General features: G+C 61.2%; 15 protein-coding genes and 1 pseudogene. 6 read left to right on the top strand and 10 right to left on the bottom strand.

All coding sequences use genetic code 11. From position 1 onward, the window contains the following. Positions 1 to 97: 97 nt before the first annotated feature. Together CUJ84_RS14440 and CUJ84_RS14435 are read right to left on the bottom strand one after the other, a co-directional pair. A complete protein-coding gene (locus tag CUJ84_RS14440) occupies positions 98 to 514 on the bottom strand; it encodes a VOC family protein (protein WP_075224084.1) in 417 nt (138 codons plus the stop codon). Positions 515 to 559: 45 nt separating this feature from the next. Then, the gene (locus CUJ84_RS14435) at positions 560 to 895 is read right to left on the bottom strand and encodes a cupin domain-containing protein (RefSeq protein ID WP_105006720.1); all 336 of its coding nucleotides are present in this window, start codon (positions 893 to 895) and stop codon (positions 560 to 562) included. Between the two features lie 144 nt (positions 896 to 1,039). Between CUJ84_RS14435 and CUJ84_RS14430 the strand changes: the two genes are divergently transcribed. Both CUJ84_RS14430 and CUJ84_RS14425 read left to right on the top strand, forming a co-directional pair. Beyond that, the gene (locus CUJ84_RS14430; protein ID WP_075224082.1) at positions 1,040 to 1,633 is read left to right on the top strand and encodes a MarR family winged helix-turn-helix transcriptional regulator; all 594 of its coding nucleotides are present in this window, start codon (positions 1,040 to 1,042) and stop codon (positions 1,631 to 1,633) included. A 133-nt stretch (positions 1,634 to 1,766) separates the two neighbouring features. Next, positions 1,767 to 2,255 carry an RrF2 family transcriptional regulator gene (locus CUJ84_RS14425; protein ID WP_075224081.1) on the top strand — a complete coding sequence of 163 codons (489 nt, stop codon included), beginning with the start codon at positions 1,767 to 1,769 and terminating at the stop codon, positions 2,253 to 2,255. A gap of 17 nt (positions 2,256 to 2,272) precedes the next feature. On the opposite strand, the gene CUJ84_RS14420 is transcribed toward CUJ84_RS14425, so the two are convergent. The 4 genes from CUJ84_RS14420 to CUJ84_RS14405 all read right to left on the bottom strand — a co-directional run bounded on the left by CUJ84_RS14420 (position 2,273) and on the right by CUJ84_RS14405 (position 5,688). Further along, the gene (locus tag CUJ84_RS14420; RefSeq protein ID WP_105006719.1) at positions 2,273 to 3,754 is read right to left on the bottom strand and encodes a cyclic nucleotide-binding domain-containing protein; all 1,482 of its coding nucleotides are present in this window, start codon (positions 3,752 to 3,754) and stop codon (positions 2,273 to 2,275) included. Between the two features lie 154 nt (positions 3,755 to 3,908). Then, complete coding sequence (locus CUJ84_RS14415) at positions 3,909 to 4,325, bottom strand: cupin domain-containing protein (protein WP_018074212.1); 417 nt, start codon at positions 4,323 to 4,325, stop codon at positions 3,909 to 3,911. 69 nt (positions 4,326 to 4,394) lie between these two features. Beyond that, positions 4,395 to 5,150 carry an SDR family oxidoreductase gene (locus CUJ84_RS14410; RefSeq protein ID WP_075224079.1) on the bottom strand — a complete coding sequence of 252 codons (756 nt, stop codon included), beginning with the start codon at positions 5,148 to 5,150 and terminating at the stop codon, positions 4,395 to 4,397. A gap of 85 nt (positions 5,151 to 5,235) precedes the next feature. Then, positions 5,236 to 5,688 carry a carboxymuconolactone decarboxylase family protein gene (locus CUJ84_RS14405; protein ID WP_105006718.1) on the bottom strand — a complete coding sequence of 151 codons (453 nt, stop codon included), beginning with the start codon at positions 5,686 to 5,688 and terminating at the stop codon, positions 5,236 to 5,238. 131 nt (positions 5,689 to 5,819) lie between these two features. Between CUJ84_RS14405 and CUJ84_RS14400 the strand changes: the two are divergent. Then, positions 5,820 to 6,743: pseudogene (locus CUJ84_RS14400) on the top strand (LysR family transcriptional regulator). A gap of 73 nt (positions 6,744 to 6,816) precedes the next feature. Next, positions 6,817 to 7,944 (top strand): ATP-dependent DNA helicase, encoded by a 1,128-nt coding sequence (locus CUJ84_RS14395; RefSeq protein WP_018074216.1) that lies wholly within the window; start codon positions 6,817 to 6,819, stop codon positions 7,942 to 7,944. A 117-nt stretch (positions 7,945 to 8,061) separates the two neighbouring features. On the opposite strand, the gene CUJ84_RS14390 is transcribed toward CUJ84_RS14395, so the two are convergent. Continuing rightward, entirely contained in the window at positions 8,062 to 8,754 is a 693-nt protein-coding gene (locus CUJ84_RS14390) for a MerR family transcriptional regulator (protein WP_018074217.1), read from the bottom strand. Positions 8,755 to 9,204: 450 nt separating this feature from the next. Here CUJ84_RS14390 and CUJ84_RS14385 point away from each other — a divergent pair, with 450 nt between their 5' ends. Then, positions 9,205 to 9,957, top strand: coding sequence for a pyridoxine 5'-phosphate synthase (locus CUJ84_RS14385; RefSeq protein ID WP_075224149.1), 753 nt, complete (start codon positions 9,205 to 9,207; stop codon positions 9,955 to 9,957). 357 nt (positions 9,958 to 10,314) lie between these two features. Here CUJ84_RS14385 and CUJ84_RS14380 read toward each other — a convergent pair whose 3' ends face one another. Next, positions 10,315 to 11,220, bottom strand: coding sequence for an SDR family oxidoreductase (locus tag CUJ84_RS14380; protein WP_075224076.1), 906 nt, complete (start codon positions 11,218 to 11,220; stop codon positions 10,315 to 10,317). Between the two features lie 123 nt (positions 11,221 to 11,343). Here CUJ84_RS14380 and CUJ84_RS14375 point away from each other — a divergent pair, with 123 nt between their 5' ends. Next, positions 11,344 to 11,760, top strand: coding sequence for a winged helix-turn-helix transcriptional regulator (locus CUJ84_RS14375; protein ID WP_018074220.1), 417 nt, complete (start codon positions 11,344 to 11,346; stop codon positions 11,758 to 11,760). 48 nt (positions 11,761 to 11,808) lie between these two features. On the opposite strand, the gene CUJ84_RS14370 is transcribed toward CUJ84_RS14375, so the two are convergent. Beyond that, the gene (locus CUJ84_RS14370; protein ID WP_075224075.1) at positions 11,809 to 12,042 is read right to left on the bottom strand and encodes a DUF6429 family protein; all 234 of its coding nucleotides are present in this window, start codon (positions 12,040 to 12,042) and stop codon (positions 11,809 to 11,811) included. Positions 12,043 to 12,175: 133 nt separating this feature from the next. Then, positions 12,176 to 13,384 (bottom strand): MFS transporter, encoded by a 1,209-nt coding sequence (locus CUJ84_RS14365; protein ID WP_075224074.1) that lies wholly within the window; start codon positions 13,382 to 13,384, stop codon positions 12,176 to 12,178. Between the last annotated feature and the right edge of the window lie 56 nt (positions 13,385 to 13,440).

The following is a 13,440-nucleotide window of genomic DNA, read 5'->3' as shown; positions in this document are numbered from 1 at the left end:
TATTCCATGGGTGGGAAAAGTTTTTAAGACGAGTGAGGCGGATGGAAGCCCGCCGCACCTGATGCCATGCCGCAGATCAATGTGGCCGGTGTTGCCGCTATTCTCCGGTGGTGGACACTGCCGCCATGTCGACCCAGACCGCCTCGAACATATGGCCATCGGGATCCTCGAAGGCGCGGTTGTAGAGCCCGCCCATGTCGGTTGGGGCGCGCGGATCGGCCTTGCCGCCGGCGGTTGCTGCCGCTTCGACGATGGCGTCCACCGTTTCGCGGCTGTCCTGTGCCAGGGCTAATAGGACCTCGCTGGTCTTCTGCGCTTCGGCAACCGGCTTCGGCGTGAAGGTCGCGAAAAAATCGCGCGTCAGCAAGTGGAAGATGATGGCGTCGGACCACACCATGTTCGACGCCTGATGGTCGCTGAACTGTTCGTTCTTCGTGCATCCGATCGCTTCGTAGAAGCGGGTCGCAGCAGCAATGTCTTTCACCGGCAGGTTCACAAAGATCATCTTGGGCATTGCAGTTTCCTCCTCTTCGGTTGTTTTCCAGGGGACAGTCTCGCCTCACAAGAACTCTTGCACGATCGTGTCACTGGCATGAATGCAGACGATTTCGAGCCGTCCCATGCCGACATTCTCGAAACGATGCGGAACGTTGGCGGCCACGACGACGATATCGCCTGGAAAGGCGCGGGTCGTGGTCTCACCCACGGTGAATTCGGCCTCGCCCTTCCTGACCGCCCAGGTCTCTGAATAGGGGTGGACATGCAGGCCCGGCCCCTGACCCGGTTCTTTGTCAACAATGAAGAGCGAGATCTCGCCGCCGTAGTCGCGGCCCTCGAAGCGGACCGTCCGGCTCTGATAGGGTTGTGGCTCCTGGTGGCGAACTATCCTGAACATCACGTGCCTCCCGCTCGTGCCGTTTGCGAATGCAAAGTATCTTCGTGAGAAGATATATTCTTAAAAGTATCTTCCTGTCAAGATATCTTCCTTGACTCGAATGGAAGGTGTATGTCTCGGCTGTGGTGGCATATGAGGCAGAGAATGATGAATGGGACTGAAGGGGACCGCGACCGCCGGGGGGACCGCGACCGCCCCAGGGACGGTGACCGCTCCGGGGATGACCATGTCGACCGGCTGCGCCGGCAATGGGCGGTGGAACTGCCCGACCTCGACACCGAGCCGATGGCGATCCTGGGGCGGGCCTTTCGGCTGTCGAACCTGGTGCGCCCCAGCATCGAGGCGACATTTGCCGATTTTGGCCTCGACCGCGGCGAGTTCGACGTGATCGCAACGCTTCGCCGTTCCGGAGCGCCTTACCGGCTGACCCCGACGGAGATGTATTCGGCGCTGATGATCTCCTCGGGAGGCCTGACCCACAGGCTTGACCGGCTGGAGAAGGCGGGACTGATCCGCCGGGAGAAATCACCGCGCGATGGGCGCAGCGTGCTGGTGGCATTGAGCGAGGCGGGTGCTGCACTCGCCGAAAAGGCCTTCCGCACCGACATGGCGAGCGAAGCTTCGTTTCTGCAGGCTCTTGACGGAAACGAGCGCGAGGCGCTCGCTGCGCTGCTGCGCAAGCTGATCGCCGGAATTGAAAATGAGCAGGCGCGCGGGGAGGACGAGAACGCGAGCTGAGGGGAGATCGGAGCCCGCATCGCCGTTCAGGCAACAACACGCTACCTTTGCAGCTCGTTTACATCGAGTTCGTTTTCGGATATGATATATCCTTAATTCCATCGGCAGAGCCAGCCATCACACGAGTTGCTGAATGATCCTGAAAAGCCAGGTCGAGTGGGCGCTTCACTGCTGCGCCATTCTCGCGGGCCTGCCAGAGGGCAGGTATCTTTCCACCAAGGCGCTCGCGGAGCTTCATGGTCTGCCGAAGGAATATCTCTCCAAAGCACTGCAGAGCCTTTCGCAAGCATCGCTTGTCGAGACCACGCTCGGCCCAAGTGGCGGTTACAGGCTTGCCAAGCCCCCCTCGGACATCAATTTTCTCGAGATCGTGGAGGCGGTCGAGGGGAAGGCCCGCAGCTTTACCTGTACGAACATCCGGGCGAACAATCCCTGCCGACCGGAAGGATATTGCGACAGCAAGCCATGCGCGGTCGCGCGCATCATGTGGGAGGCCGACGAGGCCTGGCGGGATACGCTAAGGCGCGTCCGGCTTTCCGATCTGGTCGGCACCTTGTCCGAGGAAGTGCCGTCCGACATTTGGCGGAGCACGTTCGAATGGGTGCTCAAGCGCGCCGGCTGAGCGGGGGGTGCCGATCTCTACGCCTTGAAGATGGTCCTGATGGTCTTCAGGATGGCATGTGCACTGCGGGCATGTTCCGGGGGCAAAGAGGTGCCGTTGCGGAAACGCTCGGCGCGGCTGGCGAGGTGGTCGGCGATTTCTTCCGCCAGCGCGGGGCGTTCGCTTAGCAGCGGCGCGAAGGCCTCTTGATCGATGTCATACGCGGTCACGGGGGTCAGAGCCTCCAGGGTGCAGACTTCCCGCAGGCCGGCGAGTAGTCCGGTCTCTCCAAAAAAATCGCCCGGCGCGAGCCGTCCGCGTTCCTCATCTCCGTGCCGCGCCGCGACGATACCTGCCCGCACCATCATCAGCGACGGGAGCATCTCGCCCTCCCGCACGATGACATCGCCCTTGCGGAATTCCCGCACAGCCGTGGTCTCGGCGAGTTTCTGCTTTTCATCTGATGTCAGCGTCGCAAAGATTGGAATGGCCTCGATCAGTTCGAGCGGCGTCACACGGGGCGGCCGTGCGCTTTCTTCGGTCGGCAGATCGCCCGCCAGGATTGAGGCCGCCGCCGGAACAGCCAAAAGCAGGCCGGCTGATTTGCAGTGACGATAGACGAGATCGAGTACCTCGTTTCGTGCCGTCACCCGTTGGCTCGGGCTCGTCACCCGGAACTGCAACTCGAGCTCCAGCGCCGTGGCATCCAGCCCCTTCAGTGCCACGACCGGCGGCGGCTCGCGCACGATCGAATTGCAGCTCGCAAGCGCCGTTGCCATGACGTTCCGGACCGATGCCGGCATCCGCGTCGGGGCGATGCGGATGGTGAGGACCAGGAGATGGGTCTCGTCAGGCCGGCTTACATTCGTCAGGCCGAGCTTTGCCAGAAAACTGTTCGGCAGAACGACGACATTGTTTGCGCTGGTCAGAATGTGTGTCGCGCGCCAGTTGCTTTCGACGACGCGCCCCTCCGTGCCGTCGCTGAGAAGGATCCAGTCGCCGATGATGTATGGGCGGCCGAGTGTCAGCGCGATGCCGGAGAAGACGTCGGCCAGCGTATTCTGGAGCGCCAAACCGAGAATGATGGCGACCACGCCCGAGGTCGCGACGAGGGTGCCGATCGGCACACCGAAGACGAAGGCCATAACCGATAGGGCCATGCCGATATAGACGACCCCGATGACGAGATCCTGGAGCAGTCGGGCTTCTCGCGGACTGCCCTCCAGTACCAGATACAGCCTGATGAAACCGATGACGGCCCATGCCAGATGGATCCACCAGAGCGATTTCGCGACGATGACGAGCAGGGCCTTCGGGTCCTCGGACTCATATCCTTGAAACCGGTGGGGTTCGATGCCGCTGATGACGAGGATCAACGTCATTACCGCAAAGAAGAGGATCTGCACCACCAGTCGCGTCGTCGGCCGTTGGCGGGAGAGAAGATACCAGACGATGATCCCGGCGAATCCAACTGTAATGAGGGATATCAGCGGTTTACCGAAGAGCACGTCGTCAATCATCTCTCTGTCTCCGGAATCGGGCGAGCCGCCCATGATTCAGCATCTCGACCGCCCGCGCAAGCATCAGGCCTGCGCAGGCGGCTAGCGCATCGATTCAAAGTGTTACAGCGTCCTTTGCGCGTCTGAAAAGACGCGCGGCGCTGTAAGCGGATCATCACTTCTTGAGCGGATAGGTCAGCTCTTTCTGCTTGGTATCGACGACGAAGACGGCGAGCAGGCGGGCGGGCTTCGTCTCGCTGCCGTTGGCGCTGACACCATGGCGGTCGCCCGGCATTTCGGAGAAGCTCTCTCCGGCATGATAGACCTTGACGGGACCGTCATTGACCTGGCTGCGGATCGCTCCTTCGAGCACGGTGGCGTAGATGAAGGCCGTATCGGGATGGGTGTGGCCGTCGGAGAAGCCGCCTGGGCCGTACTCGACCAGCACGCCCTTGATGCTCTTGCCCGGTACGTTCGGAAGTTCGTGTTCATAGACGAGCGTCACCTTGGCAGCTTTGCTGCTCTCATCGGCGCTGGCGCCCGTGGCTGCCAGAAGGGCGAGCGCAGCGGCGAGGAATGATGTTCTGATCATCGGAATCTCCATGGTTGCAGGGTTTGGGCAGGACGCGCCCCAGCGGCCGCGTCCTAAGGGCAAGTCGGATCACTTCGGCTGGGCGGACTTGGCGAACCACTGCTCGAAGGTGATCGAGCCGAGCCGCGGGTTGTTGTCCGAAACGAGCGACTGGTCGTTGAGTCTCGCGCCGAAATATTTCGCCTCCGCATCGGCCTCGACGGTGCGCGGATCTTTCATGGCCTTCAAATACCGGGCGACGAGTTCGCTGAGGCGCGCCCGTTCCGGACCTGATATCTCGATCGTCGCATTAGTGGGCGGTGCGAGAGCCACATCCGCCATGACATCGGCGACGTCGTCGGAAACGATCGGCTGCACATAGGCCGGCGACAGGCGGACCGTCTGGCCGACCGTCCCCGATTGGGCGATGCCGCCGAGGAATTCCATGAATTGCGTCGAGTGAACGATGGTGTAGGGAACGCCGGATTGCTTGATCAGCTTTTCCTGGGCGAGCTTGCCGCGGAAATAGCCGCTTTCCTGCAGACGCCCGGTGCCGACCACGGAAAGGGCGATATGATGCTTCACGCCGGCCACTTTTTCGGCAGCGAGAAGATTGCGGCCCGAGGTCTCGAAGAATTCGAGCACGGCCTTGTCTTCGAAGGACGGAGAATTGGCGAGGTCGAGCACGACTTCGGCGCCCGAGAGCGCCTCCGCCAATCCTTCTCCGGTGATCGTGTTGACGCCGGAGTTCGGCGAGGCGGCGATCACTTCGTGGCCGTACTTGCGCAGGCGTTCGACAGTCTTCGAACCGATGAGGCCGGTTCCGCCGATGACAACGATTTTCATAACAGATCTCCGTTCGCTGCCGCGGTGCGGCAGCGTCAAAGGTGAATCTTCTCAATGAATTGCGCGGTTTAGTTCAGGCCGGCCTTTAAGCCTTGTCGGCCGCGCCGGGTACGGTCTTGAAGCCGACATTGACGCGGTTCCAGGCATTGATCGCCATGACGACGAAAGTCAGGTCCGAGATTTCCTTCTCGGAAAGCTGGCCGCGAACCCGTTCGTAAATCTCATCGGGAATGCCGCCTTCCGGCAACTTCGTCAGAGCCTCCGTCCAGGCAAGCGCTGCGCGCTCGCGGGGGATGAACAGGGTCGATTCCCGCCAGATGGCGACGTGATAAAGCCGGAGTTCGGTTTCGCCGAGGATCTTGGCCTGCTTCACGTGCATATCCAGGCAAAAGCCGCATCCATTGATCTGCGAAGCGCGGACCTCGACGAGGGCCTGCAGCTTCTCGTCGATCACGCTGCTCTTCAGCGCCATGCTGAATTCCATGAATTTCTTGAAAAGCTCGGGGGACTGCTGGGCGTAGTTCAGTCGCTGGGTCATCTGTCTCTCCTTTAATTAAGGATATTTAGTATCCTTATGGATAAAAGATATCCTTAATTGCTGGACTGTAAAGCCATTCTCGCTTAGTCTGGCCGCATAAAGCCTATGCGCAAAAGTATGAGGGACAGGGGATGGATATCGTTTCGGCATTGCGGACTTTTCAGCGCGTCGTGGAGACGCGTTCGTTCTCGGCGGCGGCGCATGATCTCGACGTGACGCAGCCGGCGGTCTCGCGGCAGGTCGCAGCCCTCGAGGGCCATTTCGCCACCCGCCTGCTGCATCGCACGACGAGCGGCCTGTCGCTGACGGCGGAGGGCGAACGGATGCTGCCGATGGCGATGAGAATTCTCGAAGCGGTGGAGGAGCTCGGCGATGCCGCCGGATCGGATGGTGCCATGGCCTCCGGAAAGGTCAGGTTGAGCGTTCCAGCACCGCTCGGCCTCTATCTCAGCGATCGGCTGGGCGCTCTTCTCGCCGTCCATCCAAAACTCTCGGTGGAGCTGATATTCAGGGAGCAAAGCTCCGACATGATCGAGGAGCGAATGGACCTTGAGGTGCGTCTGGGTTCCGTCGCAGACAGCAGTCTCGTTTGCCGGCGGATCGGCTAGACGACGGCTTTCCTCGTCGCCTCGCCCGCCTATCTCGCCCGCAAGGCGCCTCCGAGGACGCCGAAGGAGATCAAAGACCATGAATGCCTGTGCTACAGCAGAGCCGGCGATGCCTGTTCGTGGTCGTTCTCGAACGGTTCGGAAGACATATCGGTCCGGATCTCGCCGCGGCTGACCGCCTGCAATGCCGTCGCCATTCACCGGGCAGCCCTTGCTGGAGCGGGTCTTGCGGTGCTTTCGCACATCATCGCCATGCCCGATATCGCCGCCGGCCGGCTAGTCCTCGTGATGAAGGATTTCCAGCCGAGCCGGCTGCCGGTTACCGTCGTCTATCCCTCGCGGCGCAACATGCCGCTGCGCGTCAAGACGGTTCTGGATTTTCTCATCGACGCTATTGGGCAGGACCAGTCGATGTGCGCGAGCGGCGCGGACCCGCAGTGGAACTGATGATCGACTGGCCGGGCGATTTGCCGTTTTCCGCCTTGCCTAAATCCCGCGAATCCTGCCAAGTCCTGCGATCATGCAATTTGCGCCGCAACAAGACGAAGCCCTGAAGGCTGTTTCGAAATGGCTGAAGGAAGGGCGCTCGCCACTCTTTCGCCTGTTCGGCTATGCCGGGACAGGGAAGACGACGCTTGCCAAGCACTTCGCCGAGAACGTCGACGGTGACGTGCTTTTTGCTGCCTTCACCGGCAAGGCGGCGCAGGTGCTGCGCTCGCGCGGCGCCTCCAACGCCCGGACAATCCATTCACTGATCTATCGGCCGCGCGGCGAGGAGGCGGTGGAAGACGAGGAAACAGGCAAGACGTCGATTGCGCCGATGTTTTCGATCAACCGGCAAAGCCCGGTCGCGAAAGCGGCGCTGATCATCGTCGACGAATGCTCGATGGTCGACGAAGCACTCGGCAAGGATCTGATGAGCTTCGGCACGCCGATCCTGGTGCTCGGTGATCCAGGCCAGCTGCCGCCGGTGACAGGCGGCGGCTACTTCACCAATCAGGAGCCGGACTACCTGCTCACCGATATCCACCGCCAGGCGCGCGACAATCCGATCATCAAGCTCGCCATGCAGGTGCGCGAAGGCAATGAGGTGATGTACGGCGACTACGGCACGGCCAAGGTGATCTCGAAGAACGAGGTGACGCAGCAACTGGTCCTCGACGCCGATCAGGTGCTCGTCGGCACCAATAGGACGCGTCGGCGCTACAATCAGCGCCTGCGCGAGCTGAAAGGCTTCAATGCCGATTATCCCCAGACCGGCGACAAGCTCGTCTGCCTGCGGAACGATCCGGCCAAGGGCCTGCTCAACGGTTCGCTCTGGCAGGTGATGACCTCATCCAAGGAAACGACGAAGCCCGGCATCAATCTGCTCGTCCGCCCCGAAGACGATGACATGGACCGGGGAGCTGCCAAGATCAAGCTGCTGAAACAGGCGTTCGAGGATGTCGAAGGTGAGATCCCCTGGAACACCCGCAAGCGCTATGACGAGTTCGACTACGGCTATGCGCTTACCGTTCACAAGGCGCAGGGTTCGCAATGGAATGATGTCGTGCTCTTCGACGAGAGCTGGGCGTTTCGCGATACCCGGGAACGCTGGCTTTACACTGCGATCACGCGCGCGGCGGAGACGCTGACGATCGTCCGCTGACCCGATCACATCCGGGATCTCGATCACACTCGTGATCCCGGTCGCACCCGTGACCAGATCGTATCTGCTGATCGGGCAGAAGAAAGAGGAGACGGTGGCGGCCGTCGGGGGCGTGATTCAGGCCTGCACGATGCCGAGCAGAACTGCCTTGGCGATGGCCTGGAAGCGGTTGTTGGCGCGGAATTTCAGGATGATTCCGGCCTCCAGGTCACGGGTTTCGTCATGTTTCAGGTCGAGCGCCCGGGCGATGCGCTGGGTGGAATAACCCTCCGCCATCAGTTCCAGGCAACGCCGCTCCTGCGGGGTCAGGCTTGCGCTGTCCTGATTGTCGTTCAGCGGCGGCTCCTCGATGCTGCCGTCGTAATCCAGGAGGTCGCCGACCTGCTGGAGCTGGCGGTGCAGCGTCGACATCTCGGCCGTCAGTTCGCGCTTGCGCACCTGCAGGGCCTCGCGGAAGATCGTCTCGGCCGCTTCCTGCGAATCAGCGTTGCGGAGTTCGTCCATCAGTTCCTGGATGACGGCGATTGGCATGCCTGTATCGCGGCAGACCGTGATCACGGCCATGCGCATCACGTCGTCCTGTCCGTAGACCCGCATCAGACCGATGCGGTTGGCTGAAATCAACCCTTTCTCTTCATAGAAATGCAGTGTCCTGTGTGTGACGCCGAATGCGTTTGCCATGTCGGCAATGGGCACCGGACCGTCCGGTAGATCCGGCGGTAGCGCGGCCGAAGGCAGGAACCGATATTTCGATCGGGCCTCCGAAGCGATACCGGCGGTGGCAAACAGGCGTTTGGAACCGTCTGGCATGAACCCTCCTGGGGCATGTTGTTGCACCTCATGCGGTTTTGCCAGTTGCTTCCCATGCGCGGCGAGTGGGGTTTCCTCTAGGCGTTCTTCTCAGTGGGAAAGAAGCAGTACGCGGCGTACTCTACGCGATACGATGTCCACGTTATGCGTGAACGATCTTTTTTATAAGTGCTAAAAATAATCTCTTTTAAATGGGATAGCAACTTTACCGGCATATTTTGCCGGGTTCTTGGGTGTGTTGCACAAAAACATGTGCTGCACTGCGGGATCTCGCGGTCCTCTTCAAAGGTGACGGGATTTACTATCTGCGGTAGGCGTGCGGCAAATGCCCAGCGTAATTTCGGTGCCCATCAGCGATTGGCATCGCATCCATTTGTGAATCTCGTTGGCCATCGCGGAGCACTTGGCTTAAAAGCAGGCCTCCCATTTCCGTGACCGATGGATCTCGCCATGCCCGCCAAGCTCTCCGTGAACCTCAACGCCGTCGCCATGCTGCGCAACCGGCGCGACCTGCCCTGGCCGAGCGTCGAAGCGCTCGGGCGTATCGCGCTGAAATCCGGTGCGAGCGGGCTGACGGTGCATCCGCGCCCCGACCAGCGGCACATCCGCTTTTCCGACCTGCCTGTGATCCGCAACCTGATCGACGACGAATTCCCCAAGGCCGAGTTCAATATCGAGGGCTATCCCACAGAGGAATTCTTCGAACTCTGCGCCGGCGCGGCACCCGAGCAGGTGACGCTGGTGCCTGACGATCCCGCCCAGGCGACCTCCGATCACGGCTGGGATTTCCGCAGGCACCAGGCGTTCCTGACCGATGCCGTCGCGCGGCTGAAGACGATGGGATGCCGGGTGTCGCTGTTTGCCGATGGTGACGGGGACGCACAGGCGGTTGAGATCGCCAAGGCGGTCGGCGCCGATCGGATCGAACTCTATACCGGCCCCTATGGCGGTTGCTTCGATGCGCCGGAGCGGGCAGGCCCGATCCTTGAAGCGCTTGGACGGACCGCGGATGCAGCCGTCGCAATCGGCCTCGCCGTCAATGCCGGCCATGATCTGACAGTGGAAAACCTGCCGGCGCTGGTGAAGCGCATTCCCGCTCTTGCCGAGGTTTCGATCGGCCATGGGCTGACCGCCGATGCGCTGGAATACGGCATGGCGGAAACGGTGCGGCGCTTCTGCCGGGCTTGCGGGCAGGTGGTTTGAGGAAGGTCGTTTTCTTCAACGCTTTGACTGGAAGCGGGTTATTACGTTTTGGGCCCTGAGTCAGACAGTGCGTCTTGAAGGAAGAGTCTCCCGCGCCCAAGGACTTGGGCGCGCTGGATTCCTATGACAGGCACAGGAATGAGGATGGGAGAGGTAGCGCTTCCCATCAACCGTTGTCTCAATGTCGACGGGAAATTTTGGCGAAGGCGTTTAATTCACCCTCCCTCATTCCTGTGCCTGTCACAGGAATCCAGCCACGGCGCGGCTGCGCCGTGAGCGACTCATCTGACCTGATGAGGAATCCAGAATCGAAGTTCGCTCATCCCTGCGACTAGCGCAGGGACACAGCGAAAGGCTTCAATGCGCAGCATTGCCTGAAGTCGTCAGCGCCGCCTTGTGCTCCACGAAGAAATCCTTCAGCGGCTGCGGCTGTTTGCCGGTCAGCTTGGTGAAGTCTTCGGTGACGATGTCGAACTTGCCGGCGCGGGTGTTGGCGTCGGCAGAAACCAGCATATCGGCGACGAAACCGGGAAGTCCGGCGCCGCGCATGCCCTGGCCGAGCTGTTCGTCGGTGACGTCGATCACTTCGAGCGGCTTGCCGGCGACGTCGGAAACGATGGCGGCAATCTGCCGGCTGTCCAGCGACTGGGTGCCGGTCACCGTATAGGTGGCGCTCTCGGATGTGCCGGAGGCAAGGGCTGCGGCGATCGCCAGGGCGCAGTCGTCACGCGAGATGGTGGAGATCTTGCCGTCGCCCGTGGCGCTGTACCATTTGCCGCCCTGCAGATTGTGAGGCATGCCGTGCAGATAGTTGTCGTGATACCAGGCATCGCGGATGATCGTATAGGCGATACCGCTTGCCTTGATGGCGTTTTCGCTGCCGAGATGATCGGGCGCGAAGGTGACAAGCGAATCGTCCGGCGCCGGCATCGAGGTGTAGGCGATGTGCTTGACGCCAGCCTTGACGGCCGCTGCAACGGCGCCCTTGTGCTGGGCGAGGCGCTTGCCGGGAGTGTCCAGCGCATCGGTGCTGATGATCAGCAGCCGGTCGACGCCGGCGAAAGCCTTCTCCAGGCCTGCCGCGTCATCGAAATCGGCCTTGCGGGTGACGACGCCCTTCTTTTCGAGTTCGGAGAGCTTTTCCGGGCTGCGCGTCGCCGCGACGATGTTGCCGGGGGCAACCTTGTAGGTCTCGATGAGGTGATGGATGACACGCTGGCCGAGCTGCCCCGCAGCGCCGGTGACCAGGATGATTTCGCTCATACGTCGTTTCCTTCTGTGGTGTGCAGGTGGTCTCGAAAAGAGAGTAACACTAGAATAGGAATTGACTAGGCAGTGTAAAGGAGGCAGTTTTTCAGCTCTACGTTACCAAAAGGGAACCAGCAGATGAGCGGTGCGGTCGTTAGTCTGAAGAACAGGGTGCCGGGGGCGCGGCGCGAGATCGATCTCGCCGGCCTCGATTTCGGCAATTGCCCGGTCAGGGACATGATGCAGCAGATCGGCGGCAAATGGTCGACGCTGCTACTCGAGGTGCTGGCGGATCGGCCTTATCGCTTTGGCGAGCTGCGGCGGATGATCCCCGATATTTCGCAGCGCATGCTGACGCAGACGCTGCGCGACCTGCAGAGGGATGGTTATATCGACCGCGAGGTATTCCCGACCAAGCCGCCGAGCGTCGAATATTCGATGACCGAACTCGGACGTTCGCTCTACCAGCCGCTCTCGCAGCTTCTGAACTGGGCGGAAGCAAACCACGATGCCGTTCGCGCCGCCCGTTCACATTTCGATTCCGTCAGCGGCTAGTACCGTTGATAAAGGCGAATTCCGCGTTTTTGGAAACGGAAACAGCGATTATTCCGTCGGCCGCATGAAGAGAGCGCGGAACAATTCCTCCGATCTTCGCAAACCTTCGTCGCTCAGAACGACAGACTTGGCCTTGCCTGCGGGATTTGCAATCAGACCCTTCTGATGCAAACGGTCCATCACGCCCCAGTCAAAACCCTTCCATGCGTGGTCTCCGTCATGCAGCGTCAGCCATAACAATGCGAGCACAGCATCGTCGATTTTCTCTTCGTCTATCTCCATGCCGGAATCCCATGCAAAAAGGCGAAAATTCTGCGGCTCTCAAACGGATGCATACGCTGCTTCCTGGATGTGGTCATCTATAAGTTGGCTCTGTCAAGGTTTTAGACGTTCGATCCTGGATTCTGATGGCGCTTTACTTGCCGCGTCCTTCCGTCAGAAACAGCAGGAAGGCCAGCGCCGGGAAGCAGAAGCCAATCCACGCTGTCATCGTCCAGCCTCCGGTCGCATAGGCCCAGCCGCCGAGCGCCGAGCCGAGCGCGCCGCCGGCAAAGAAGGTCGCCATGAACAGCCCGTTGAGCCGGCTGCGGTGTTCCGGGTTCAGCGCATAGATGGTGCGCTGGCCGCAGACAAGATTGGTGGTCACGCCGAAATCGAGAAGGATCGCCGCTGCCGTCAAAAGCAGCAGGGCGGCAAGCGAGCCGTCTGTTGCAAAATGGCTGATCAGGAAGGCGGCCATGCCGAGCAGCATGGCAATCGTCGAGGCGATCTTTGTCATGCCGCGGTCGGCAAGCCGGCCCGCGATTGGCGAAGCGACGGCGCCGGCAGCACCTGCGAGGGCGAAGAGGGCGATGCCGTTCTGCGTCAGGCCGAAGGTTGGGCTTGCGAGCAGCAGTGGCGTCGTCGTCCAGAACAGGCTGAAGGCGCCGAACATGCCGGCCTGATAGAGCGCCCGGCGCTGCAGCACGCGCGAGGTGAGCGCCAGATGGCCCATCGAGGCGAGCAGCTCGCCATAGCGCAGCTTCGTTTTCGGCAGGCGAACCGGCAGGTTGATGCGCAAGACGACGGCGAGCACGAGCATGAGCGCTGCGGTGACGTAGTAGACCACGTGCCAGGACGAGGCCTCGGCGACGAAGCTTGCGAAGGGGCGGGCGAGCATGATGCCGCAGAGCAGGCCGCTCATGACGTTGCCGACGACCTGGCCGCGCGTTGCATCCGGCGCCATGTTGGCAGCGAAGGGAACCAGGACCTGAACTGCGACCGATGAAAGACCGATAGAGAGCGAGGCGACGAGGAAGGCCGTGGGCGTCGATGACAGCGCCGCGCCGATGAGCGCGACTGCGGAGACGGCGATCAGCATCAACACCAGACGGCGGTTTTCGGTGAGGTCGCCGAGCGGCACGATCAGCAGCAGGCCGAGGCCGTAGCCGATCTGCGTCAGCGTGACGATCAGACCGGTGGCGGCAGGCGTGAAGCCGAGATCGGCACTGATCGGGCCGGCCAGCGGCTGGCCGTAATAGAGATTGGCGGCCACCAGCCCGCAGGCGGCGGCGAAAAGGAAGGTTAGCCAAGGGGATAGCGCCCTGGGAATGGCCTCATCCGGCGTGGTGGCTGAAATGCTCATCAGAAACTCCGGTATTCAAAGATTGAAAGGAATGATCTCAAATCGTCTTGCCTCCG

It is taken from the genome of Rhizobium leguminosarum (assembly GCF_002953715.1).
Taxonomy (GTDB): domain Bacteria; phylum Pseudomonadota; class Alphaproteobacteria; order Rhizobiales; family Rhizobiaceae; genus Rhizobium; species Rhizobium leguminosarum_V.
Note: the sequence above shows the minus strand (reverse complement) of the source record. Positions and strands in the feature narration are given on the sequence as shown.